The sequence below is a fragment of the Synechocystis sp. FACHB-383 genome (assembly GCF_014698605.1).
Taxonomy (GTDB): domain Bacteria; phylum Cyanobacteriota; class Cyanobacteriia; order Cyanobacteriales; family Microcystaceae; genus Synechocystis; species Synechocystis salina.
Map to the genome: position 1 here is coordinate 1 of NZ_JACJTJ010000036.1, position 24,621 is coordinate 24,621.

Here is a 24,621-nt window from a genome sequence, read left to right on the forward strand (position 1 = left end):
GATTATGCATAGCGTTCCAGGTTTTGAGTGGTATCTAATCCTAGAACGCGACCTCCCCTCTTTTCTACAATCCCCACCTAGACTGCTTTTCACTTCTTTTGTCAGTCAATCAGATCTTGGACTTAGACTTGATTTGGTGAAGTGGATACAGAGAGGATTGATTGTAATAAAAGTTTTGAACTAACGTTGTTTACCATGTAGTTATTTTGTTTGTTGGTGACAATTAACTATCCCCAGGCAAGCGGGAATGGCTAAACGGCGATCGCCAGTGAGGGGAACAGTTCAACATTGCTGGCGAGAGGGGAAAATGTGGGACAGGGAGCTTTAAAAAAACTTCTTAGGGCTAATTTCTTGGAGAAATTGCTGAAATTTGATCAACTAGTCGATCCGAGTGAAGTCAACAATCAAGTTAATATTGCCGCTGTCATGACAATCCAAACAATAGCTAAGGCAAAATCTTTTGCTTGGCACGGATCAATTACAAAACTTCACAGTATTTAATCTCGTTAAAAAACAATAAGAAATTGTTCCATTTTCTGATTTTGGGTTCAAGATAAAACTAAGCCCCAGAGGGAACGTCATGTTCAACCACCATTGGTGACCGCTCAATCCATAGCTTCATTTCTCAGCTAAGATTTTGGGAAATTTAGTTCAATCAATATCAACAAAAACAACTCTAAAGTTGTTAAATCTCCGTTGACCTATAGCTATTTTTAGTGATTTTTTCGATTTGTATAATTGTCCGGCAGTGTCTTCCCACCTAGAAAAATTAACTGCCTTTTTCCACATTTTGGGTATTGTTTGCCCTTGCTAAATCCTTTGAGGACGATTCGTTTATGAGTTTACCTACCTATGCAACCCTCGATGGTAATGAAGCGGTGGCCCGGGTGGCCTATCAGTTGAGTGAAGTCATTGCCATTTATCCCATTACTCCCTCTTCTCCCATGGGGGAATGGGCGGATGCGTGGGCTTCTGAACATCGTCCCAACCTTTGGAAAACGGTGCCTTTGGTGGTGGAGATGCAGAGTGAAGGGGGAGCCGCTGGGACAGTACACGGTGCGTTGCAGTCGGGGGCTTTGACCACTACTTTCACCGCTTCCCAGGGCTTGATGTTGATGTTGCCCAATATGCACAAAATTGCGGGGGAATTAACCGCCATGGTGTTGCATGTGGCGGCCCGTTCTTTGGCAGCCCAGGGTTTATCCATTTTTGGTGATCACAGTGATGTGATGGCGGCCCGTAACACTGGCTTTGCCTTGCTAAGCTCCAATTCTGTACAGGAAGCCCACGATTTTGCTCTGATTGCCACGGCGACAAGCTTTGCCACCAGGATACCGGGACTGCACTTTTTTGATGGTTTCCGCACTTCCCACGAAGAACAAAAAATTGAGTTGTTACCGGAATCCGTTCTCCGCAGCTTAATTAAGGATGAAGATGTAGTGGCTCACCGGGAACGAGCGTTAACTCCCGATCGCCCGAAATTGAGGGGGACAGCCCAAAATCCCGATGTCTATTTCCAAGCCAGGGAAACGGTGAATCCCTTCTATGACGCTTATCCGGCAGTGCTGGAGCAGGTGATGGCAGAGTTTGGCCAGTTAACCGGTCGCCATTACCGTCCCTACGAATATTTTGGCCATCCAGAGGCGGAAAGGGTAATGGTGCTGATGGGTTCCGGCGCAGAAACAGCCCAGGAAACGGTGGATTTTTTAACTGCCCAGGGGGAAAAGGTCGGTTTATTAAAAGTGCGCCTCTATCGTCCCTTCGCTGGCGATCGCCTAGTTAAATCCCTACCTAAAACCGTCCAGAAAATTGCCGTATTGGATCGGTGTAAAGAACCGGGAAGTATTGGGGAGCCCCTTTATCAAGATGTGCTGACAGCCTTTTTTGAAGCGGGCATGATGCCGAAAATTGTCGGCGGACGTTACGGTTTATCCTCCAAGGAATTTACCCCGGCCATGGTCAAAGGGGTGTTGGAGCATTTACAACAGGCTGAGCCGAAAAACCATTTCACCGTAGGTATTAACGACGACCTCAGCCACACCAGCATTGACTATGATCCCAATTTTTCCACTGAAGCGGACTCGGTGGTGCGGGCTATTTTTTATGGTCTTGGTTCCGATGGTACGGTGGGAGCCAATAAAAATTCGATCAAAATCATTGGGGAAGATACGGATAATTACGCCCAGGGATACTTTGTTTACGACTCGAAAAAGTCCGGTTCGGTGACCGTTTCCCATCTCCGCTTTGGCCCCAAACCGATTCTTTCCACCTATTTAATTAGCCAAGCCAATTTTGTCGCCTGTCACCAGTGGGAATTTTTAGAACAGTTTGAGGTGTTGGAACCGGCCATTAATGGTGGTGTGTTTTTGGTGAACAGTCCCTACGGTCCGGAGGAAATTTGGTCGCAGTTTCCCCGCAAAGTTCAACAAGCCATCATTGACAAAAACCTGGCGGTTTACACTATCAATGCCAATGAAGTGGCCAGGGATGCGGGCATGGGTCGCCGCACCAATACGGTGATGCAAACCTGTTTCTTTGCCCTGGCAGGGGTTTTACCTCGGGAAGAGGCGATCGCCAAAATCAAGCAATCGATCCAAAAAACCTACGGCAAAAAGGGTCAAGAGATTGTGGAGATGAATATTAAAGCGGTGGATTCCACCCTGGCCCATCTTTATCAAGTGCCCATTCCTGCCGCAGTGGATGACAATGCTACGGCAATGAAAGCGGTGGTGCCCGACCAAGCTCCGGTGTTTGTACGGGAAGTATTGGGCAAAATCATGGCCCGCCAAGGGGATGACCTGCCAGTGAGTGCCCTACCCTGTGACGGCACCTATCCGACGGCCACCACTAAATGGGAGAAACGCAACGTCGGCCACGAAATTCCCGTTTGGGATCCCGATGTTTGTGTACAGTGCGGTAAATGTGTCATTGTTTGCCCCCATGCCGTGATTCGGGCGAAGGTTTACGAAGAGGGAGAATTGGCCAACGCTCCGGTGAGTTTCAAATCCACCAACGCCAAAGACCACGATTGGCAAGGTTCTAAATTTACGATCCAGGTTGCCCCAGAGGATTGCACTGGTTGCGGCATTTGTGTAGATGTCTGCCCAGCGAAAAATAAATCCCAACCCCGATTAAGGGCCATCAATATGGAGCCCCAGCTACCTCTGCGGGAACAGGAACGAACCAACTGGGATTTCTTCTTAAATTTACCCAATCCCGATCGCCTAGGGTTAAATCTCAACAAAATTAGCCATCAGCAGATGCAGGAGCCATTATTTGAATTTTCCGGTGCCTGTGCCGGTTGTGGAGAAACCCCCTATCTAAAACTTGTCAGTCAATTATTTGGCGATCGGATGTTGGTGGCCAATGCCACCGGTTGTTCCTCCATCTATGGCGGCAACCTACCTACCACCCCCTGGGCCCAAAATGCCGACGGTCGGGGCCCTGCCTGGTCCAATTCCCTGTTTGAAGACAATGCTGAATTTGGCCTTGGTTTCCGAGTGGCGATCGATAAGCAGGCCGAATTTGCCGGGGAATTACTCACAACCTTTGCTGAAGAATTGGGGCAAACCCTGGTAACGGAAATTTTAGAAAATCAGCAAACCACGGAAGCCGACATTTACGAGCAACGACAATGGATAGAACAGGTTAAGAACCGCTTACAAAATCTGGAAACTCCCCAAGCAAAAATGTTTCTTTCCGTAGCGGACTACCTGGTCAAAAAAAGCGTTTGGATCATCGGTGGGGACGGCTGGGCCTATGACATTGGTTACGGCGGTTTAGACCATGTGCTGGCCAGTGGTCACAACGTCAATATTCTGGTCATGGATACGGAAGTCTATTCCAATACTGGGGGCCAAGCATCGAAGGCCACCCCCCGGGCCGCCGTGGCTAAATTTGCCGCTGGGGGTAAAGCTTCTCCCAAAAAAGATCTGGGTTTAATGGCCATGACCTACGGCAACGTTTATGTGGCCAGCATTGCCATGGGCGCTAAAAACGAACAATCCATCAAAGCCTTTATGGAAGCGGAAGCCTATCCCGGCGTTTCCCTGATCATCGCCTACTCCCACTGCATTGCCCACGGCATCAACATGACCACCGCCATGAATCATCAAAAAGAATTGGTGGACAGCGGCCGTTGGTTACTCTATCGCTATAACCCATTGCTAACAGACCAAGGCAAAAATCCTCTCCAACTGGATATGCGATCGCCCAAAATCCCCATTGATAAAACGGTGTATTCGGAGAATCGCTTTGCCATGCTCACCCGTAGTCAGCCGGAGGAAGCCAAACGTTTAATGAAACTAGCCCAGAGTGATGTCACTACCCGTTGGGCCATGTATGAATACCTGGCGAAACGTTCCCTAGGTGCTTCTAACAGCAATGGGAATGACCATGGTGCTCTTTCCCCCGGCAAAGCTCCTGCTCAATCTATTTAGAATTGACATTAGGGGGACAGAATCCTACCTGTTCCCCTGTCTATCTATTAGCTATTAGGCAAAGTGTACGAGGCAAACCTGATGACAACTCTGATTAATACGGGAAATCTTTATCAGCAAGACAGGTGTCTATGGGCAAAAACCATGGCAATTCTTCTCAAAGAACGTCAGTTGGAGCAATTAGACTGTCAAAATTTAATTAAAGAAATTGAAGATATGGGGCGGAGTCAAAAAAAGTCTCTAAAGCGTAATTTGGAGGTTCTGTTAATGCACTTGCTTAAATGGAAATATCAGCCCCATAAACAATCCAATAGTTGGAGGCTTAGCATTGACGAACATAGAGCAAGGATTCTCGATCAGTTCTCCGAAAGCCCTAGTCTTAAACGTCATTTTGATTTAGTACTTGGTGGAGCCTATGAGAGAGCCAGGAAAGAAGCTAGCATTGAAACTACTATTGACCTTAGTCGATTTCCCAAACTCAATCCGTTTTCAAAAGAGGAAATTCTTGATCAAGAATTTTTACCAAAATAGCAAAAAAGGTAATGACAATGACTATAAAAGCAAGTGATACTCTCCTTTATGATCAAGATTTTAATCTCTGGTTAGAGACAATGGCTAGCTGTTTAAAAGAGAATAAGCTAGAGGAGCTTGATTTTGAAAATTTAGCAGAAGAAATTCAATCAATTAATCATATAGAAAAAGGCATTCTTCGGGAGAATTTGGTAATTATTCTGATGCATTTTCTTAGATGGAAATATCTGCCAGAAACCTGGTCAAATAACTGGAAAATAATGATTGATCAAAGTAGAAAGAAAATTTATCAATGTCTTTTGCAAAGCCCCAGTTTGCGGGAACATTTTCATAATATTTTAGGTGAGTGCTATAACCATGCCCGTAAGATGGTCGCCATTGAAACTGGGGCCAGTGGAGAAATCTTTCCTGAGACTAATCCCTTTGCAGAAGACGAAATTCTTGATCGAACTTTTCTGCCCGACGGTTTCTTTCCCCAATATTACGAAGATTACAATTAACAACTAACAAATTAACATCATGGATCTCACTACCCAATACCTCGGCTTAGACCTGAAATCTCCCCTCGTGGTCGGCTCCTGTGCCCCATTGACAGAAGATTTAGACAATCTCAAAAAAATGGAGGATAGTGGCGCGGCGGCGATCGTACTCCACTCCTTCTTTGAAGAACAATTGCGGCAAGAAAGATTGGAAATGCATCACCATTTAACCCATGGCACCAACAGTTTTGCCGAAGCCCTGACTTATTTTCCTGAACCTCAGGTTTTTCATGTTGGTTCCGAGGAATATCTCAACCATATTCGCCTAGCCAAAGAGAGTTTAGATATTCCTATTATTGGTAGCTTAAATGGCTCTACCTTAGGAGGCTGGTTAGACTATTCCCAACAAATGGAAGGGGCCGGGGCTGACGCCATTGAACTCAATATTTACTACGTACCTACAGATCTAGATGTGCCTGGTACCGAGGTGGAAAAGAATTATCTTGACATCGTAAAAACTGTCAGAGCTGAAGTTAAAATTCCCATTGCTGTTAAGATTGCCCCCTTCTTTAGCAATATGGCCTATATGGCGAAAAAATTTGCCGATCATGGCGCTGATGGACTAGTTTTGTTCAATCGTTTTTACCAGCCAGATTTTGACCTAGAAAGCCTCGAAGTTTATCCCCATATTTTGCTCAGTACCCCCCAAAGTATGCGCCTTCCCTTACATTGGCTAGCAATTTTATATGGGCGCATTGACTGCGACTTGGCTGCTACTAGTGGAATTTTACACACAGTAGATTTGGTCAAGGTGTTAATGGCCGGGGCAAAAGTCACCCAATTGGTCAGTGCCTTACTACGCCACGGCATCGGCTATATCCACACTTTAGAAAATAGTTTAGCCCATTGGATGGAAGAGCACGAATATGAATCTGTGCGGCAAATGCAGGGTAGTATGAGCCAACTTAATTGCCCCGATCCCACTGCCTTCGAGCGGGTGCAATATGTCAAAGCTCTACAGACCTATGCCCCCATTTGGAAGGCACTTGATCCCTTTGAACCAGTGGGTTAATAGACTAGCAGATTAGTGATTGCCGATAGATTTGGGTTTGATTTTGACCATGGATCGGCCATTGAAGAACTTAAATTACGGGTAAATTAAGGGGGTTTGGTATGGGCATAAAACGGATTGGAATTTTAACCAGTGGTGGTGATTGTCCTGGCCTCAATGCCATTATTCGATCAGTGGTTAAGGCCTCAGCTCTCAAGGGGTGGGAAGTCTATGGCATTCCCTACGGCACCGATGGTTTTGTTGAAGTCGCCCATGGAAAATACCAAGCAGAAGATTTACTGTTGACCAAACATGGCTATGCTCTGCCCGGAATGCTCAAAGGTTTGGATGTGTTGCAATTTCTCAGCGGTAGCGTTTTAGGTTCCTTGAGTAAAGGGCATCCAGAACAGCCGGATATCGCCGCTGCCATCCTTAAAGGTTATGCCATGCTTGACATTGAAGCGCTCATTGTTGTTGGTGGCGATGGCAGTTTAGATATTATTTATGACTTAGCTACCAAGGGAAATTGGCATATTATTGCTATTCCTAAAACCATTGATAACGATGTGCCTTTTACCGATTTGGCGGTGGGGTTTAGTACTGCAGTGGACATTGTTACCCAAGCTTTATACGACCTCACTTTCACCGCCGCTAGCCATGAACGCATTATCATTGTCCAGGTAATGGGAAGGGATGCGGGGCATTTGACTCTCCATGCGGGTATTGCCGGTGGAGCTGATATCATTTTAATTCCCGAAATTACCCCCTGCCTAACTCCAGAAGTTATCCGTGGTTGCTGTGACCAACTGGTGAATTTGCGTCAATCTGGCCGCCATTTTGCCCTCATTGTTATTTCTGAAGGTGTCCATGATCAAAACGAACAAAAGGATAAGTATATTGCTGACTATCTAGCGGAAAAAATTAGTCAAACCAGCCAGCATCTGTGTGAAATTAAAGATCCTAGTTTTTGTGATTTAATCGATTTGGATATTCGAGCTACCACCCTGGGCCATTTACAGCGGAGTGGCACACCTCTATCTTTCGATCGCCTATTGGCGACAGTGTTTGGCATCAAGGCAGTGGAATTGATTGAACAGGGTATTTATGACCAAGTGGTGATTTGGCGCAATGGCCAAGTGGAGCACACTGATTTGCAGCCCATTATCGGCATCATTAAAAAATGTCACCAGGAAAACCGCTGTGCTTTCCCGGTGGACAAGGATGGCTTTATGGTTAAAACCGCCAAATCGTTGGGCATCTACCTAGGAGAGGTCTGAATCCCGGGAATACTAACTTTCCGCACTGGATTCAAGCGCACTAAAGGGAGGGTTGGCGGACGCATTAGTGGTGTATATCTGCCGGGGAACACCGATTTCGATGTTATTTTCCGTCAGGGCCTGACGCACTCGGAAACGCAATTCTCGCCCCACTGACCACTGCTGAGCGGGGGCTGTTTGAATCCAGATGGTGATGCTCATGCCCTCATGGGTAAGACTATCAATGCCCAACACATCGGGAACTGCCAGCATTTTGTCGTGCCATTCCGGGTCGTTGTACAGGTCTTCCCCCACCTGGCGCAGGACGTTAATGGCTTTTGCTGGGTCAGTGTCATAGGCCACATTTACACTTAAATTAGCCCGAGACCAAGAACGAGTCAGATTTTTAACCTGGGTGATGGCGCTGTTGGGAATGGTGACCAATTCCCCTCCGGCACTCCGTAATTGGGTTACCCGTAGGTTTAAATTTTCCACCCCTCCGGCGGCGAAGCCCACATCAATTACATCCCCGATGGCATACTGATCTTCCGCTAACACCAAAAATCCATCCACCAAATCCTTGACCAAGCTTTGGGCACCGAAGGAAATGCCCAAGGCTAATAAACCCCCGATCGCCACCACGGAACCGGTGGGAATCCCCACGATGGTCAGGGCTGTTAACAGGCCGCTGGCGGTAATCACCACGGTCACCATGCCTTTGATAGCCCCAGCGATGGTAGAAATACGCAGATCTCGCCGTTGGTTATCCCCCAGATTAATAAATTTATTTAGTCCAGCGGTATTATTATTTTGCCAATTGCTTTGTAGCAATTCGATGAGGCGATGGCTAATGCGAATGACTAAACCGATGAAAAACCATAGTAGTAGTAATTGCAGGGGTCTGCCTAAAATTGCGCCACTGAGGGTGGCTAGGCCAGGAATTTCCCGGAAGATGGCAAATAAGCCAAAGTACCAACCGAGGATAATGACCCAAAATAATAGCCACTGGACAAACTGCCAAAAACCAATTTTGCGGTCGATACTAAGTATTTGGGGTAATCTTTGCCAAAAGAGCCGTTGTTGTTCCCCTAGCACTTCCGGGGTAGTATAACTAACTTCTATGGGGTCTGGATCATGGTTAGCTAAGCTCTCCGACTCCGCTTGTTTTTCAGCGGCGATCGCCTGTTTCTGCTTGAGAAGCCTTTGATGATAACGAGAAATTAGATATTTAATGCCGCCAATGATGACCGTTGCCACCACAAGCACTGCAAATATTTGGAAAGCTTTAGTAAAAGATTGCTGTAAGGCTTCTGGGGTAGTGCTGGCCTGGCCCCGACGAATTTCTTTATCCAGTTTTTCCCGCCATTGCTCTGCTAAAACATCGATAGGTTGCCCGTTAAAGTCGGCATCATTTTCTGTAACGGAGGCCAGCACCAGGGGGAGGGGATAATCATCATTGCTAACAGTAACCACCACCACATTGTTAAGCCGAGATGTTTCTACCCTTAGATCATCGGGATTCATGTCCCGTGTAAAAATAGCCAATTCCAGTTTGCTTTCAATGTCCTGGGCTCTCTGCTCTACGGGGACCTCGCTGGTATTCTCTTGGCGGTTATACACGGTGGGAGATGCCACATCAAACAAAAAACTGTTATCAACGGGCGATCGTACGGGGGCCACTTCGATGGGGCCATAACGGGAAACTCCGGGGGGTTGATAATCACCCTGGGTGCCAAAGCCTTGGGGCATCACAAACTGAGCTTGGCTGGGATGGGGAATGATCAGTAGTAGGGCTAAAACAACACAACCGAGCCAGAAGAAGCGTTGATATTTGCGTCGATATTTTTTTAGTTTGGTAATTAAGGGCATGGTTCTTGATACTTACAATCTGTCAGCAAAATCGACAGCCAAAGGCCAGCAACCTTGATGCTAGTCTGATGGAGAAAACGTCATTGATCAACCCCTGAACTAATTTTTTGACTATGGCCAACGCAAAATCTTCGTCCCTTCCCAGTTGGAAAAATCCCAGCGGTAAAACTTTGCTAATCTTGCTCTGGGCCTTGGCTTTAGCCCTGATGGCCCTGTTGAGTGGCTGGGCAGGTCTGCCTTGGCTGGGCAATGTTAAATTACTGATTGCCCTTGGTTTTACGGCCTTGGTTACTGCCCTAATTGGGATGGCGGTGGTACCAATGTTGGTAAATCTGAAAGCAAGCCAAGTGATCCAGTCCGACGGCCCCCAAAGTCATCTAAAAAAAGCGGGTACTCCTACCATGGGGGGAATTTTTTTTATACCCGTGGCGGTGGCGATCGCCGTGGTGGGCACCCAGTTTAACCCTGATGTCATGGTGGTGGCCTTGGTAACTTTGGGTTATATGGCGATCGGTTGGGTGGATGACTGGCAAATTTTAAAATACAAATCCAATAGAGGCTTAACTCCTAAACAGAAATTATTTTTACAGGTGGCGATCGCCGTTATTTTTTGCGCTTGGCTATTTTTTTATGGGCCAACGGACATCACCAACATTCGCATTGTGCAATTTGTCTTACCCCTGGGTTTCCTTTTTTGGTTAGTGGCAACCTTTGCCCTAGTGGCGGAAAGCAATGCCACCAATTTGACCGATGGGGTGGATGGTTTAGCGGCCGGCACCGGGGCGATCGCCTTTGTGGGGTTGGGTTTATTGGTGGCAAAGGACAATCCCGCCTTAGCCTTTTTCTGCTGTGCCATGGCCGGTGGCTGTATTGGTTTTGTACACCATAACCATAATCCTGCCCGGGTATTTATGGGAGATACGGGGTCCTTAGCCCTGGGCGGTAGTTTAGCGGCCGTAGGCATCATGACCGGCAACCTCTGGGGGCTGCTATTGATCAGCGGCATTTTCCTGGCGGAATCCCTCTCCGTCATTGCCCAAGTGGGTTACTACAAAGCCACCAAAGGCCCCGACGGCGTAGGCAAAAGGTTGTTAAAAATGGCCCCCATCCACCACCATTTAGAACTAAGCGGCTGGACCGAAACCCAGATTGTGGGCTCCTTTTACCTTATCAATACCCTCTTGGCGATCGTGGCTATGGCAACGGTATAACAGTAGAATCTAAGGGTAGTGGTTGATGGTAGTCCAATGCAAATCACTTTAAACCTACCGGATCGCCTAAGTCAGGTAGGAAACTTCGATCAGAATGATTGGCTTCGGGAAATTGCCATTGCCCTATTTGAACAAGAACAAATTTCCCTAAGTCGTGCCAGTAAAATTTCCTCCATGGGAATTATGGAATTTCAAAAACTCCTATCAGATCGGGGAATTTGTATTCATTACGATATGGAGGAATTTGAACAGGACATTCAGCATCTGCAAAGTCGCAGTTGGCTATGATTGTTGTTAGTGACACCTCGGCTATTGCTAATCTTGCTGTTGTGGATCATCTTTGGTTGTTACAAGCAATTTATAAAAGTGTAATTATTCCAGAAGCTGTTGCCAGCGAAATTGCCGTCGCCACTAACCCCAAAATTTCCTTAATTCTCCAATTAGATTGGATTCAAACCCGCTTGCCCAGTCCCCCCAGCTATCAATTAGCTGAACAACTACAAAGGGAACGGGGACTTGATTATGGAGAAGCCCATGCCATAGCCCTGGCCATTGATTTACAGGCTGACGATTTACTAATGGATGAACGTTTGGGGAGAAGGGAGGCCACTCGCTTAGGGTTGTCAATAGTCGGAATTTTGGGAGTTTTGCTTGTTGCCAAACAAATAAATCTTATCCCGCAAGTGAAACCAATTGTTGACAATTTGATCAATCAAGCAGGATTTCGGGTTAGCTCCCAACTATACGAACGCATCCTAACTTTTGCCCAGGAAATTTAACTAAAAAATTGATTAAATGAACTATGTAACTACGCCCACAGCTTTTGTGGAATCTAAACTTAATTCTGTGCCAGGAGATGCCTTGGGTTATCTACGACGTTTAGATCAGCGTTGGCAGGCCCTATGTCAGGGAAATTTACCTTCCGTTGTTGAAGTAGTTCAAAAAGTTAATATCAACTTGGAGAAAACGGATTTTGACGCAGTAATTTGCGGTGGTACCCTGGGAATTTTATTGGCTGCCAGTTTACAAACCAATGGTTGGCGCATTGCCGTCCTAGAACGGGGCAAATTACAAGGTCGCACCCAGGAATGGAACATTTCTCGTCAGGAATTACAAACTTTTGTTGAATTAGAGTTACTCACCCCAGAAGAATTGGAAACGGCGATCGCCAGTGAGTATAATCCCGGTCGCATTGCCTTCCATGGCGGGCAAGAGTTTTGGGTGGAAAATGTTTTAAATGTGGGTGTAGACCCAGTTTATTTACTAGAAAAACTTAAGCAAAAATTCCTCCAAACCGGAGGCAAATTATTAGAGCATAGTGCCTTTCAGAAAGTAACTATTCACCCCGATGGAGTTACTATTAATTATCAGCATAGTGGAGAAAATCAAGTCAAACAAAAACTAACCAGCCGTTTGCTCATTGATGCCATGGGCCACGGTTCTCCTTTAGTAAATCAAGCTCGACAAGGGGAAATCCCCGATGGAATTTGCCTTGTTGTTGGTAGTTGTGCCCAGGGGTATTCTGACAACAGCACTGGAGATTTAATTGCCACCACCACCGGGATTGCCAACAATTGCCAATACTTTTGGGAAGCTTTTCCTGCTCGGGATGGCCGCACCACCTATTTATTTACCTATGTAGATGTGCATCCAGACCGTATCAGTTTAGAATTTCTTTTTGAGGAATATTTTCGTCTATTACCTGAGTATCAAAGAATCAATCTAGACCAACTGCAATGGCAACGGTTTTTATCTGGTTTTTTCCCGGCTTATAAATCTAGCCCTCTACATTTTCCTTGGGATCGAGTACTAGCCGTGGGGGACAGTGCCGCCAGTCAATCCCCTGTTAGCTTTGGTGGTTTCGGCGCCATGGTCCGCCATTTACAACGGTTAACTAAGGCCATTGGCGAAGCTTTGGCAGGGGATTATTTGACCACGGCAGATCTGGCTCTTTTGCAACCCTACCAACCTAATATCGGGGTTACTTGGTTATTTCAACAAACCATGGGGGTTAAAGTTGGACAAAAATCAGATCCAGATCAAATTAATCGCTTAATGAATGCGGTTTTTACTGTCATGGATCGGCAAGGTCAAGAAGTCATGGGACCTTTTTTACAAGATGTAATCCAATGGTCTGGTCTAACCCAAACTTTGCCGAGGGTAAATCCGCTCATCGTGTTACCTTTATTGCCCCAAATTGGTCTACCAGCTTTGCTAGAATGGTTAGGTCATTATGCCAACTTAGCGGGTTACAGTTTAGCTTATCCTTTGGCTAAAAATATCCTATTTGCCAACCCTAACTTTGAACAAAAACGTCGCCTAGAGGCTTGGTATTATGGGTCTGGCTATGATTTTCATCATTAAATGGAAGCCGACCATGCCCGCGAGAGACATTTACCACAACACGGTCAAAACTGCTTTAATCAAGGATGGATGGACGATCACAAAAGATCCTTTAAGTTTACGTCTTGGAAAAAAAGATCTGTTCATCGATTTAGGTGCAGAAAAACTGATTGCCGCTGAAAAAGGAAGCCAAAAAATTGCTGTTGAGATTAAAAGCTTTGTCGGTGCATCTGAGATTCAAGATCTTGAAAATGCACTGGGTCAATTTGTCTTATATCAAAATGTACTTAATGTTTTAGAGCCTGATCGTTTGCTTTTTCTTGCTATCCGTGAAGCTGTTTTCTTCGACTTATTTGAAGAAGAAATTGGCAAACTTCTTCTAGAACGTAATGTCGTACAACTTTTGTCATTTGACCCTGATCAGGAGATTATTACCCGATGGATATTCTAAATCATTATCGTCAAATTATTTGTATTACTTTACAACCCTATACAGAGATTAACTATGCCAACGTTAATGTCCGTAATCTCGCAGTCTTTGACCCCGCAAATGATCAATACGCTATCCTTTCTGAAGGATGGGAGGGAAACCGGCATTACCATGGATGCTTGATCCATATTGAAATTCGTGAGGGAAAAATTTGGGTACAACGTGATGGAACTGAAGATGGTATTGCTAATGAACTAATTGCTAATGGTATTCCTAAAGAAGCCATTGTTCTGGGATTCCAGGAGCCGTCGGTGCGCCCCCACACTGGATTTGCGATCGCCTAAATTTATCCTAAATTTACTCCGGTGGAGTTAACCAATAGGCAAAATCTTTGGTGAAAGTATCATTTAAAATTGCCTGACGAATGCTTTGGGTGAAGCGAATTAATTCCGTAATATTGTGTAAAGAAAGCAGAATATAACCCAACATCTCCCTGGAACGTATCAAATGGTTGAGGTAAGCTCGGGAAAAAGTTTGGCAGGTATAGCAAGGGCACGTTTCATCCAATGGGCGATAATCTTCGCGGAAAGTGGCATTCTTTAAATTCCACCGTTGCCCCTGTACTAAGGCTGTGCCGTGGCGACCAAAACGGGTGGGAATAACACAATCAAACAAATCAATGCCCGCAAAAATAGCCCTAGCCATTTCCCGATAGGTGCCTACCCCCATCAAGTAACGGGGTTTATGGGCTGGCAATAACGGGGCGGTGTGTTGTACTACTTTGTCAATTAAGGCTGGCGCTTCCCCCACGCTGACTCCGCCAATGGCGTAACCGGGTAAATCCAAAGCAATGAGTTCTGCCGCTGCTTGGGAACGCAGATCTAAAAAGGTACCTCCCTGGATGATGGCAAACAGAGCTTGATCCTGAGGCCTTTGGTGAGCTTCGATGCACCTTTCTAGCCAACGGTAAGTGCGGGCTGTGGCCCTTTTCACCATGGGGCGATCGCCTTGGCCGGGGGGGCATTCATCAAAGGCCATAATCACGTCAGCCCCCAACGCATTTTGAATTTGAATGGAGTGCTCTGGAGTCATATCAATCAAACGACCATCCCTTGGCGATCGAAATGTGACCCCCCGTTCATCGATGGTGCGTAGCTGACTGAGACTAAAAACCTGAAAACCACCGGAATCCGTCAGCATCGGGCCTGGCCAGCCCATAAACTTGTGCACTCCCCCAGCGGCGGCAATGATCTTTTCCCCTGGTTGGAGATGGAGGTGGTAAGTGTTGGCCAATACCATTTGGGCTTGGGTATCGGCTAACTGGGCGGGGGTAATGCCCTTGACCGTTGCCAGGGTACCCACGGGCATAAAACGGGGAGTTTCCACCGGCCCATGGGGAGTCTGAAAAATTCCAGCCCTGGCTTGGCTATGGGAACACCGGGCTTGGCACTGATAGGTAAAATTCACACTAGGCAATGGCACAATGGACAGTTAATAGTCCTGGTATCAGTATCACTTCAATATTTTTTCCCAAACCAGGAGGGATCAAACCGCCTTGGCCCAGGAATTTCTATTCTTCGCTACCTTGGAGTTTGATAATGACAAAACCCCAGGCCACTCCCAGTAGGGTCAGGCCAATCATGATAAAAGCGCCATTGGCCAACATGCTTTCAGCGGTCATAGTTAATTCCTCAATGGGGGATGAATAATTTGGGATGAAAAAATCTTTGTCGTCGGTGGTTCATTATCCCATAGGAATATCCTCTTAAACCTGATTGAGTATGGATTGTATGAGTTTGCCCCGTTTAATTTTGACTTTGGGGGATCCGGCGGGCATTGGTCCAGAGGTAGTGCTCAAAGCCCTGGTTGAACCAGAGTTAGTCCAAATTTGTCAGTTAACGGTGATCGGTTCCCGTTCTGTGTTGACCCAAACCCATGGGCAACTGTTGGCCAAAAATCCGGGTTTAAACCTAGCAGATCCAGAAAAGATTAATTTACTGGAGGTAGACCATCCCAACCTCGAGGAGGTTAGCGTGGGCCGGGGTGATGCAATTAGTGGGGCCATCAGTTTTGCCTATTTGAATGAAGCGATCGCCAGAACTTTGGCAGGGGAATTTGCCGGCATTGTCACTGCCCCGATCGCCAAATCCGCTTGGCAGGCGGCGGGACATAATTACCCAGGGCAAACGGAAGTTTTAGCAAGCCGGGCTGGGGTAGAACGTTTTGGTATGGCATTTGTTGGGCGATCGCCTTTTACTGGCTGGACTTTACGCACCCTGCTAGCCACCACCCATATTCCTTTGAAAGCTGTACCATCGGCCCTAACCCCGGAGTTAATGGACAGCAAACTAGATTTATTGTTAACTTGCCTAGCCCAAGACTTTGGCATTGACAAACCATCCGTGGCGATCGCCGGTTTAAATCCCCACAGCGGTGAAGAGGGCAAATTAGGGGAGGAAGAACAAAATTGGTTGATTCCCTGGTTGGAGCAAGCTAGAAAAAAATATCCCCAGGCCAAATTAATTGGTCCCATTCCCCCGGATACCATGTGGGTCAGTCCGGGAAAAGCTTGGTTAACCGATGGCCAAACGACGGCATCCGATGCTTACTTGGCTTTGTACCACGACCAAGGTTTAATTCCCGTTAAATTGCTAGCGTTTGATCAAGCTATTAACACCACCATTGGCTTACCCTTTGTCCGTACTTCCCCCGACCACGGCACTGCCTTTGACATTGCGGGGCAAGGTATCGCTAGAGCTGACAGCATGATTGCCGCCATTAAACTGGCCGCTGAACTAGTTGAGCAAAGATCCCAGCCATCGGCTAATCATACTAACTAAGGTATTTTTCAGAAACAAATTAGATTTTTCTGTTCTGACAAACTGGTATTACGTCCTAACCAACCAAATTTTCTTTTTTCTCAGAAAAGGCAAAGCCATCGCCAAAATAATCGCTTCCCTATGCTCTCCATAGAGGTTTGCGTCCCCAGGAAATGTTAATTTTTGCTACAATTTATGCCAGTTTCTTGGCTAGTTGGGCCAAAACTAGAATAACTTCTGGTTCGTCGGGCCCCATCGACCAGGATTCGTCACTGGGGGAGCTCCGGCCATTACCCAGACAGTGAACTATCACCTTGATCACCCATGTGAGGATTGACCGTGAATCTAGAAACTCTGGAATTCGTCATTTACCCCGACGGCCGGGTGAAGGAAACGGTAACCGGCATTGTGGGTCGCTCTTGTCAGGAAGTGACGGCGGCGATCGAGGCCGAACTAGGGGTGGTGCTTACCCAGCAGACCACTTCGGAGTTTTTTGCCCAAACCAATCCGTTGAACCAGTCGGTTCAGCAGTCCCAGACCTTTTCCAGTTGGCCTGGAGAAACCTGAAAATCCCTTTAGTTGGTGATTTTTGTTTATAAAGTTTAAAAAACCAGCCTACTCGATTCTTCCAATTTTTTTGTAACTTCCTATGTCTCACTTTAGCAATATCAAAACCCGCATCCGTAACCTTGATGTGTTGAAAACCACCCTGACCAACTTGGGGCTGGATTGGAAAGAAGGGCCGGCCACGGTGCGGGGCTACCACGGTCTGACCGCCAAGGCCGCGGTGGTAATCGAACAAGGCAATGATTATGACCTGGGCTTTAGCTGGAATGGTCAGGAGTATGAGCTGGTGACGGATTTACAATACTGGCAGCAACCCCTATCGGTGGAAGGATTTTTACAAAAAATCACCCAGGGTTATGCTCTGGAAACCGTACTTAATGAATCGGCTAAACAGGGTTTTGCTGTAACGGAACAGCAAAAAAATGAAGACGGCTCAGTGCGGTTGGTGGTGCAACGCTGGAGTGCGTGATGGTAATGGCTGATCTAAATTTTCCTCCCGATCGCCGTTCTGGACTGGAACCGGAGTTGGGGGGAGATTGGCGTAACTTCGATGACCGTTCTGGTTTGGAGCCGGAATTGGGCGGGGAGTTGCGGGAAAGGGGAGTCTATGTGGACGAAGTGACCTGCATTGGTTGCAAAAACTGTGCCCACGTGGCCCCCAATACTTTCACCATTGAGCAGGAACACGGCCGCTCCCGGGCCTTTAGCCAAAATGGGGATGATGAGGCGGTAATCCAAGAGGCGATCGACACCTGTCCGGTGGACTGCATCCATTGGGTGCCCTACGACGAGCTCAAACAGTTAGAGAAAAAACGGAAAAGCCAACAGATTCGTCCTTTGGGTTATCCACAAATCAATCCCCATATGTGATTGGGCAGAAAAACTACTCAGAACCAGATTTCTGCCGCCGTTCCTGTCGATGCTGAAAAAGTTCAAACGCTCCCAAACTGAGGCTGGCACTGCCTAAGGGAATCCAGTAATAAATGACTCGGTAGGCTAACAATGCTCCCAGAACTTCCACCGAGGAGTATTTGGGAGTCAACAAAAACAGCACCACTGTCTCAAATACCCCCAGTCCCCCTGGCACGTTACTGATAATCCCCGCCACCTGGGCCAGGAGGTAAATGCCAAAAAAGCCGGGAAAACTCAGATGATGGTGCCCCGGTAACAGGACGTATAAAATGCCCGAGGCTAAAATCCAATCCACCGCCGTCAGACCAATTTGGGCTAAGGACACGGCAAAGGGAATTTTGGGAGTTTGCCATCGGCCAATTTTGAAAGGTTTGATTAAATTGCCCGTCACCAGCAGATAAACCCCAATGATGGCGAGGAAAGTAAAGCCGATGGGATGGACAGACAGAAAGGGTAAATGGAGAAAGGCAGGCAACTGTAGGGGATCAACCACAAAAGTTATGCCCCCCACGGTCAGTAAACCAACCCAAAAGCTCAAGTTACAAAAGGCGATCGCCTGGGCAATGATGGAGGTTGGAACCTGCCAGGATTGATAGAGGCGGTAACGAATCGCACTACCACTAAGCAAGGCTAGACCAACACTATTACTAATGGCGTAACTAACAAAGCCCACAAAACTAGTTTTGGCTAGGGGTAAAGATTGCCCTAGATAAAACATGGCCAGGGTGTCGTAGCCAGTCAAAATTATGTAGTTGATGAGCATGAGCGCAAAGGCTCCAGCCAAACGGGTTTTGACAATGCCCTGGAAACTTGCCAAAACATTTTGCCAACCATAGTGATGCAATTCCGAATGGATGGCCCCAATGGAAAGCACAAATAAGCAGGCCCCGATCGCCGCCGGCGCAATTTTTTGTAGCTTTTGCCAGGCGGTCATGGCCTCACCTCAATAGAACAGAAACAAGCTGGAAAACCAATGGTTAGAGTGGGTTGGCAAAGCTCCCTAACCCCCCATTGTGGGAAGAATCGGCCCCATGTTGCCGGAGCTTCAGTGGGCCGAGGGGGGGAAATATCAACCTGTTTAAAAGACTCTTTTGGGACAGAGTTCTTCTTAACTGTTTTGCCTATCCTGTTGGTGATATTCCACTTCAATCACCGTATGGACATTACCCCGGGGGTTAAAATCAGCTTTCAGTCTAGCGTACAAAGGATTGGCCACCGCCACAAAGTCATCCAAAATTTGGTTGGTCACTTCTTCGTGGGGAATATGGCGATCGCGGTAGCTGTTGATATAGAGCTTAATAGATTTGAGTTCCACCACCTTTTGGTCGGGACAATAGGTCAGATAAAGGGTGGCAAAATCAGGGTAACCGGAAAAAGGACATTTGCAGGTAAATTCCGGCAGAGTGATGTGAACATCGTAACAACGGCCTGGGCGGGGATTGGGGAAAGTAATCAGTTGAGCATCCCGAATTTCCCGCTCGCCATACTTTTCGACGTTATCGCTGGTGGTAATTGCAGTTTCGGCCATGGTGAACAGTGAAAAATGGACGGGATTGGAAAGAAGAAACCCTACCCCCCATTATTTCAGATTTTTCCTGAGAGCTTGGTGGCAAAGTTTTAGTTTGCGCCCTAAATTGACCAGTTAAAGCGCCGGCAATGCTGGGGGACGGTTTCCCGTTTTCCCCCAACTCGAGAGTCAGGGGGTTTTTGGAAAGAAACTCTAAAAGGTTAGCCTAGGTATCTTGGTAGTAGTCCCTGGTGCCCTTGGCGTCCATTGCTTCACTCAAGCGGTTGAGGGCATGGATATAGGCCGCAGTCCGCACACTCACTTCCAAGTCCTGGGTAATGTGCCACACCTGTTCTGCTTCCTCCACCATTTTTTCCTTCAGGCGATCGTTAACTTCCTTGGCGCTCCAGTACAGCCCACTGCGGTTCTGCACCCATTCAAAGTAGCTCACCGTCACCCCCCCAGCATTGACCAAAATATCGGGAAAAACGTAGATGCCTTTGCTGACTAAAATATCGTCGGCGCCGCTGGTGGTGGGGCCATTAGCCACTTCAAAAATGTAACGGGCCTTCACCTGATCCGCATTGTCGGCGGTAAGTTGATTTTCCAGGGCGGCGGGAATCAGTACATCTACGTCCAGGGCTAACAATTCAGCGTTGCTCAACTGTTGATTGTCCCCCAAATCACACAGGGTCTGGTCACAATACATGCCAGCCAAACTGCGGTTGTGTTGTTTGTAGTCAATGGCAGCGGGAATATCCACCCCTTGTTCGTTGTAAATGCCCCCCTGAGAATCACTAATGGCCACCACCTTGTAGCCTTCTTGGTATAGGCATTCCGCCACTACCATGCCCGCATTACCAAAGCCCTGGACAGCCACGGTGGTATTTTCCGGATACCGGTCAAATTTGGGCAACATGGCCTGCATGATGAAAAAAGCCCCGGTACCAGTGGCGGTGTTCCGTCCCTGACTGCCCCCCATGGTGACGGGTTTGCCGGTGACAACGGCGGGACTGATTTTACGGCGAATGATGCTGTATTGATCCATCATCCAGCCCATCATCATTTCGTTGGTGTAAACGTCTGGAGCTAGAATGTCGACGTCCGGGCCAATGAAATCGGCGATCGCCTCGATGTAACCCCGACTAAGGCGTTCCAATTCTGCTCGACTTAGTTCTTTCGGGTTGAGGGTAATGCCCCCCTTGGCTCCCCCGAAGGGTAAATTTAACAGGGCACACTTAAAGGTCATCCAAAAAGCAAGGGACTGTACCTCGTCCATGGTGACGTTGGGATGGTAGCGCACCCCCCCTTTCCCCGGTCCTCTGGTGTCGTCGTAGCGCACTCTGTAACCGGGAAATATTTTCAGGGAGCCATCGTCCATCCGCACTGGAATGGAAACACTGAGGCTAGTTTTGGGATATTTCAGCCTTTCTCCGGCATCGTCGGAAATGGCCACATATTTAAGGGCTTTTTCGAGGCGTTTACTGGCATCGGTAAAAAGAGATCCAGCCATAATTGCTACTCCTGGAACATTGGGGCCGCCGTTGGCATTGTGGTATACCCCCTTGGGGCGGCCTGACATTGCGAACAAATTTGTTTGGTCAATAGTTCCATTAGAGCATGGAGTCTGGATCGATGGCTGACATTCCCCTAGCTTGGTAACACAGCGACACAATCAACTTCCACCAACACATCCTTGGGCAGGCGGGCCACTTCCACACAACTGCGGGCCGGGGCGATCGCCTCGTCGAAATATTGGGCATAGATGGCGTTAACAGCGGCAAAATCATTCATATCTTGCAAAAAAACCGTCGTTTTAACCACATTTTTCCAATCACAGCCTGCTTCCTGTAACACTGCCCCTAAATTAGCCAATACCTGTTTCGCTTGGGCTTCCACGTTCCCTTCTCCCACAATGGTCATGGTTTGGGGATCCAGGGCAATTTGTCCGGCGGTAAAGAGAAAACCATTGGCGGCGATCGCCTGGTTATAGGGGCCAACGGGGGCCGGGGCTTGGGCGGTGTTAATAATTTGCATTGCTTTAGTTGTCGACAATTAGCTACAAAGGCTTTCTGTCCCATTCAACCATTAACTGATACGAGGGGGAATTCCCCTTCCTCGCTCGAGCAGGGAGCACTAGTTTACTGTCAAGTGATATTGATCATTGCTTCCATCGCAGCTCAAGGTACAGTACCAGCACCAATTAATAGGGAAATCCGATCGCCGCCCACTTTCTTTAGGCTAGAGAGGATTTCGATGGCACTTTGATAAGGAACGTCCCCTGACACCTGCAGGTAAACGTAACGCTGGGGGGACTGTTGTAAATAGCTGGGCAACTGCTGTAGAAGTTGAGCTTTTTCCACAGGGCGATCGTTCACCGAGAGTTTTCCCCCTGGGTGTAACACCACTGGAAGAAATTGCGGCTCTTCCGGGTTATCTAATGGCGCTTTGGCGGCTTGGACCTCCGTAGTTTCGGTTCCCTGGGGTAAGCGAACCAGCAAAGATGCCCCCTCTTCCGCTAGATTGGCGGCAACGGCGACAAAAAAAGCCAACACTACCAACATCACATTGAGCATGGGGGTGATTTCTAGTTCCGGTAATTTGTCCCGGTCTTGTCGGTGTCTAAATTTCATAGCTCTGGGTCTGATTTACGCACCACCAAGAGGACTCGATCGCCGCCTACTTCCACCATTTGGACTAACAAATTATCCACTTGCTGATAATTTAACTGTCCATCTATTGTTAACCTCACCTCCCCCTGGGGATTGGTCTCTAAAAAAGTGGCGATCGCCGGCAATAATTCATCCCTTTGGATAATATTACCTCCCAGCAAAACTTTACCCTGACGATTTAAACCCACATCCAAATTAGGTGCCTTGACCTTTGTTTGGGGGAATAATGCCTCTTCTTTGGCAAAACCGCCTGCGATCTCCGGTGGATCTAAATCAGCAATCACCCTACCAGTCAAAGACATGGTTAAAATCACAAAAAAAGTCAATACCGACATCAAGACATCAATCATCGGTACTAAATTAATCCCTGGAGTTCTTGCCCCCCTGACTCGGCTTTTCATTGGTTATGGCTCAGCAATTCTAGTTGCCGTTAATGAATTGGGCATTGGTTGATGGGGTTCGTACCAGACTTCACGGTAAATAAGTTCTAATTCACTGCCCACTGCGGCAAAATAATCCATTTGTTGGGACTGTAAACTAACCAAAACCCTAAATACCAATAGGGCAAAAATCGCCACCATCATCCCCGCTGCCGTGGTAATCAACGCTTCTCCAATGCCCGATGCGGCCTGGTTGGCCTCCGCACTGGAGCCTCCACCTCCGATATTGAGATTATTGAAGGTACGAATTAAGCCCGTTACGGTGCCCAACAAGCCCAGCAGGGGAGCTAGAGCAATAATGGTTTCCAGGAGTTTATCGCCCCGTCGCATTCGGGCAAATTCTTTATCGGCGGTGGCTTCCATGGCCAAACGGAAGGTTTCTGGACTGGGGCGACGTAGCTTCAAAGGAGCTAGAAGAAAACGACCAATGGCTAAATTTCGGGCATGTTCAGCAATTGACCGGGCTTTTGCCAAATCCTCAACCGCCGCATCGAGGACATCCCGCACAACCTGGTCTTCTTGAATCAGTAGGCGACTCCAAAACCAACCTCTTTCTAGGGCAGTGGTGAGGGCAAGGATGGACAGCAGTAACAAGGGAAACATTACTATTCCCCCCTTCAGGAACTCATCGAGCAGCCGCGGAGTTTGAGTCAAAAACAGGGGGTATGGGGCCATGGACAGAAAACAAGGGAATTTTCTAAATAATAATCTCTTGCAATTATCCGACACAAGTGCTTCAATAATCTATGGATTATTGCACTTTATTCGCAATAAAGTTGATCATCCGAGGTTGACCCACTCCAGATGTCCATCGGGCTGACTGTAACTAGCCAAACAAGCCGAGACGAGGAGCCTAGTTCAGGTTAATGGGAATGGGTTAAGCCTGCATTATTTATTACTTTGATTTTGAATTGCCCACTATCCATTGTCCTAGACTTCGATGACAACCAAGATTTCCCGGCGGACCTTTTTTGTGGGTGGCACCGCCCTCACTGCCCTAGTAGTAGCGAATTTGCCCCGGCGGGCCTCCGCCCAGTCCCGCACGATCAACCTCTATTCTTCACGGCATTACAACACCGATGATGCCCTCTACGATGCCTTTGGGGAGGTTAACCTCATTGAGGCCAGTGCAGAAGAACTGATTGAGCGTATCCAAAGTGAAGGGGCTAATAGTCCGGGGGATATTTTATTCACCGTAGATGCCGGTATGTTATGGCGGGCGGAACAGGCGGGACTTTTCCAACCGGTGCGCAGCGCCAAGCTAAATGAGCGCATCCCCGAAAATCTGCGCCACCCCGATGGGTTATGGTATGGCTTCACCCAGAGAGCCCGAGTGTTGTATTACAGTCGCGACCGGGTCAATCCAGCAGATCTCTCCACTTACGAGGCCCTAGCGGATCCCCAATGGCGGGGAAAAATTCTGGTACGCCCCTCTAGTAATATTTATAACCTTTCCCTAACTGCGTCCCGCATTGCCATCCATGGGGAGCCAGAAACCCGCCGCTGGTTACAGGGCTTGGTGGATAATTTTGCCCGGCAACCAGAGGGTAATGACACGGCACAAATTCGCGCTATTGCCGCTGGAATCGGAGATGTGGCGATCGCCAACAGTTACTACTACATTCGTCTGCAAAAGTCCACCGATCCCGCCGATCAAGAAGTGGTGGAAAAAGTCAGCCTTTTCTTTCCGAACACCGGCCCCGGAGAGCGGGGAACCCATGTGAATGTCAGTGGGGCTGGGGTGCTAAAAAATGCCCCCAATCGAGACGCGGCGATCGCCTTTCTAGAATATCTGGCCAGCGATGACGCCCAACGTTATTTTGCTGAGGGCAACAATGAATATCCAGTAATTTCAGGGGTGCCCGTTGATCCAGTGCTTGCCGCCCATGGCCAGCTAAAAGGAGACCCCCTCAATGTTTCTAATTTGGGACGTTATCAACCGGATTCAGCTCGTTTAATGAATGAAGTAGGCTGGCAGTAATGCAAAAAGCATTGGAAAATTGCCAGACTTTGACCCCTAGTTATTGCATATAAATTGCATATAGGGGTCGAAACACGATATTGTTTTGGCAGGATCAAACGCCGTGCTCAAACC

The 24,621-nt window shown here is 47.6% G+C and carries 26 protein-coding genes; 16 read left to right on the top strand and 10 right to left on the bottom strand.

What is annotated here, in order from left to right:
- The first annotated feature begins 836 nt into the window (after nucleotides 1-836).
- The 5 genes from nifJ to H6G45_RS10260 all read left to right on the top strand — a co-directional run bounded on the left by nifJ (nucleotide 837) and on the right by H6G45_RS10260 (nucleotide 7,777).
- Complete coding sequence (nifJ, locus tag H6G45_RS10240; RefSeq protein ID WP_190598346.1) at nucleotides 837-4,439, top strand: pyruvate:ferredoxin (flavodoxin) oxidoreductase; 3,603 nt, start codon at nucleotides 837-839, stop codon at nucleotides 4,437-4,439.
- A gap of 81 nt (nucleotides 4,440-4,520) precedes the next feature.
- On the top strand, nucleotides 4,521-4,970 hold the full coding sequence (locus tag H6G45_RS10245) for a DUF29 domain-containing protein (protein ID WP_190598347.1): 450 nt from the start codon (nucleotides 4,521-4,523) through the stop codon (nucleotides 4,968-4,970).
- A gap of 17 nt (nucleotides 4,971-4,987) precedes the next feature.
- Nucleotides 4,988-5,470 (top strand): DUF29 domain-containing protein, encoded by a 483-nt coding sequence (locus tag H6G45_RS10250; protein WP_190598348.1) that lies wholly within the window; start codon nucleotides 4,988-4,990, stop codon nucleotides 5,468-5,470.
- Nucleotides 5,471-5,489: 19 nt separating this feature from the next.
- Nucleotides 5,490-6,521 (top strand): dihydroorotate dehydrogenase-like protein, encoded by a 1,032-nt coding sequence (locus H6G45_RS10255; RefSeq protein WP_190598349.1) that lies wholly within the window; start codon nucleotides 5,490-5,492, stop codon nucleotides 6,519-6,521.
- 101 nt (nucleotides 6,522-6,622) lie between these two features.
- Nucleotides 6,623-7,777 carry an ATP-dependent 6-phosphofructokinase gene (locus tag H6G45_RS10260; protein WP_190598350.1) on the top strand — a complete coding sequence of 385 codons (1,155 nt, stop codon included), beginning with the start codon at nucleotides 6,623-6,625 and terminating at the stop codon, nucleotides 7,775-7,777.
- A gap of 12 nt (nucleotides 7,778-7,789) precedes the next feature.
- Here the strand turns inward: H6G45_RS10260 and H6G45_RS10265 are convergent, their stop codons facing one another.
- Complete coding sequence (locus tag H6G45_RS10265) at nucleotides 7,790-9,625, bottom strand: mechanosensitive ion channel family protein (RefSeq protein ID WP_190598351.1); 1,836 nt, start codon at nucleotides 9,623-9,625, stop codon at nucleotides 7,790-7,792.
- Nucleotides 9,626-9,738: 113 nt separating this feature from the next.
- Between H6G45_RS10265 and mraY the strand changes: the two genes are divergently transcribed.
- Genes mraY through H6G45_RS10295 form a run of 6 tightly spaced genes read left to right on the top strand, consistent with a single transcriptional unit; the run spans nucleotide 9,739 to nucleotide 13,953 of the window.
- The gene (mraY, locus tag H6G45_RS10270; RefSeq protein WP_190598352.1) at nucleotides 9,739-10,836 is read left to right on the top strand and encodes a phospho-N-acetylmuramoyl-pentapeptide-transferase; all 1,098 of its coding nucleotides are present in this window, start codon (nucleotides 9,739-9,741) and stop codon (nucleotides 10,834-10,836) included.
- A gap of 18 nt (nucleotides 10,837-10,854) precedes the next feature.
- A complete protein-coding gene (locus H6G45_RS10275; RefSeq protein WP_190598353.1) occupies nucleotides 10,855-11,124 on the top strand; it encodes a UPF0175 family protein in 270 nt (89 codons plus the stop codon).
- On the top strand, nucleotides 11,121-11,615 hold the full coding sequence (locus tag H6G45_RS10280) for a DUF3368 domain-containing protein (protein ID WP_190598354.1): 495 nt from the start codon (nucleotides 11,121-11,123) through the stop codon (nucleotides 11,613-11,615). The genes H6G45_RS10275 and H6G45_RS10280 overlap by 4 nt, the downstream gene beginning before the upstream one ends.
- Nucleotides 11,616-11,631: 16 nt before the next feature.
- Entirely contained in the window at nucleotides 11,632-13,200 is a 1,569-nt protein-coding gene (locus tag H6G45_RS10285; RefSeq protein WP_190598355.1) for an FAD-binding oxidoreductase, read from the top strand.
- Entirely contained in the window at nucleotides 13,172-13,630 is a 459-nt protein-coding gene (locus H6G45_RS10290; protein WP_242018129.1) for a XisH family protein, read from the top strand. Before H6G45_RS10285 ends, H6G45_RS10290 begins: the two co-directional genes overlap by 29 nt.
- The gene (locus tag H6G45_RS10295; protein WP_190598356.1) at nucleotides 13,618-13,953 is read left to right on the top strand and encodes a XisI protein; all 336 of its coding nucleotides are present in this window, start codon (nucleotides 13,618-13,620) and stop codon (nucleotides 13,951-13,953) included. Before H6G45_RS10290 ends, H6G45_RS10295 begins: the two co-directional genes overlap by 13 nt.
- 13 nt (nucleotides 13,954-13,966) lie before the next feature.
- Here H6G45_RS10295 and tgt read toward each other — a convergent pair whose 3' ends face one another.
- Nucleotides 13,967-15,091, bottom strand: a complete 1,125-nt coding sequence (tgt, locus tag H6G45_RS10300; protein ID WP_190598357.1) for a tRNA guanosine(34) transglycosylase Tgt — start codon at nucleotides 15,089-15,091, stop codon at nucleotides 13,967-13,969.
- 88 nt (nucleotides 15,092-15,179) lie between these two features.
- Nucleotides 15,180-15,290 carry a PetM family cytochrome b6-f complex subunit 7 gene (locus H6G45_RS10305; protein ID WP_190598358.1) on the bottom strand — a complete coding sequence of 37 codons (111 nt, stop codon included), beginning with the start codon at nucleotides 15,288-15,290 and terminating at the stop codon, nucleotides 15,180-15,182.
- Nucleotides 15,291-15,390: 100 nt separating this feature from the next.
- On the opposite strand from H6G45_RS10305, the gene pdxA reads away from it, so the two are divergent.
- From pdxA to H6G45_RS10325, 4 genes are all read left to right on the top strand, one after another.
- Nucleotides 15,391-16,449 (top strand): 4-hydroxythreonine-4-phosphate dehydrogenase PdxA, encoded by a 1,059-nt coding sequence (pdxA, locus tag H6G45_RS10310; protein WP_190598359.1) that lies wholly within the window; start codon nucleotides 15,391-15,393, stop codon nucleotides 16,447-16,449.
- Nucleotides 16,450-16,767: 318 nt separating this feature from the next.
- Nucleotides 16,768-16,995, top strand: a complete 228-nt coding sequence (locus H6G45_RS10315; protein ID WP_190598360.1) for a DUF2997 domain-containing protein — start codon at nucleotides 16,768-16,770, stop codon at nucleotides 16,993-16,995.
- Nucleotides 16,996-17,077: 82 nt separating this feature from the next.
- The gene (locus tag H6G45_RS10320) at nucleotides 17,078-17,464 is read left to right on the top strand and encodes a DUF1257 domain-containing protein (RefSeq protein WP_190598361.1); all 387 of its coding nucleotides are present in this window, start codon (nucleotides 17,078-17,080) and stop codon (nucleotides 17,462-17,464) included.
- Nucleotides 17,464-17,865 carry a ferredoxin gene (locus H6G45_RS10325; protein ID WP_190598362.1) on the top strand — a complete coding sequence of 134 codons (402 nt, stop codon included), beginning with the start codon at nucleotides 17,464-17,466 and terminating at the stop codon, nucleotides 17,863-17,865. The genes H6G45_RS10320 and H6G45_RS10325 overlap by 1 nt, the downstream gene beginning before the upstream one ends.
- Nucleotides 17,866-17,878: 13 nt before the next feature.
- On the opposite strand, the gene H6G45_RS10330 is transcribed toward H6G45_RS10325, so the two are convergent.
- From H6G45_RS10330 to H6G45_RS10360, 7 genes are all read right to left on the bottom strand, one after another.
- Entirely contained in the window at nucleotides 17,879-18,841 is a 963-nt protein-coding gene (locus H6G45_RS10330; protein ID WP_190598363.1) for a lysylphosphatidylglycerol synthase domain-containing protein, read from the bottom strand.
- Between the two features lie 174 nt (nucleotides 18,842-19,015).
- Nucleotides 19,016-19,435 carry a preQ(1) synthase gene (queF, locus tag H6G45_RS10335; protein ID WP_190598364.1) on the bottom strand — a complete coding sequence of 140 codons (420 nt, stop codon included), beginning with the start codon at nucleotides 19,433-19,435 and terminating at the stop codon, nucleotides 19,016-19,018.
- 205 nt (nucleotides 19,436-19,640) lie between these two features.
- Nucleotides 19,641-20,927: an NADP-specific glutamate dehydrogenase gene (gdhA, locus tag H6G45_RS10340; protein WP_190598365.1), complete on the bottom strand. Its 1,287-nt coding sequence runs from the start codon at nucleotides 20,925-20,927 to the stop codon at nucleotides 19,641-19,643.
- Between the two features lie 137 nt (nucleotides 20,928-21,064).
- Nucleotides 21,065-21,451 (bottom strand): RidA family protein, encoded by a 387-nt coding sequence (locus tag H6G45_RS10345; protein ID WP_190598366.1) that lies wholly within the window; start codon nucleotides 21,449-21,451, stop codon nucleotides 21,065-21,067.
- 143 nt (nucleotides 21,452-21,594) lie between these two features.
- Nucleotides 21,595-22,047: a biopolymer transporter ExbD gene (locus tag H6G45_RS10350; protein ID WP_190598367.1), complete on the bottom strand. Its 453-nt coding sequence runs from the start codon at nucleotides 22,045-22,047 to the stop codon at nucleotides 21,595-21,597.
- The gene (locus H6G45_RS10355; RefSeq protein WP_190598368.1) at nucleotides 22,044-22,487 is read right to left on the bottom strand and encodes a biopolymer transporter ExbD; all 444 of its coding nucleotides are present in this window, start codon (nucleotides 22,485-22,487) and stop codon (nucleotides 22,044-22,046) included. The genes H6G45_RS10350 and H6G45_RS10355 overlap by 4 nt, the downstream gene beginning before the upstream one ends.
- Nucleotides 22,488-22,490: 3 nt before the next feature.
- Nucleotides 22,491-23,255 (bottom strand): MotA/TolQ/ExbB proton channel family protein, encoded by a 765-nt coding sequence (locus H6G45_RS10360; protein WP_190598369.1) that lies wholly within the window; start codon nucleotides 23,253-23,255, stop codon nucleotides 22,491-22,493.
- A 211-nt stretch (nucleotides 23,256-23,466) separates the two neighbouring features.
- Between H6G45_RS10360 and H6G45_RS10365 the strand changes: the two genes are divergently transcribed.
- The gene (locus H6G45_RS10365; RefSeq protein ID WP_190598370.1) at nucleotides 23,467-24,507 is read left to right on the top strand and encodes a Fe(3+) ABC transporter substrate-binding protein; all 1,041 of its coding nucleotides are present in this window, start codon (nucleotides 23,467-23,469) and stop codon (nucleotides 24,505-24,507) included.
- Nucleotides 24,508-24,621 lie beyond the last annotated feature (114 nt).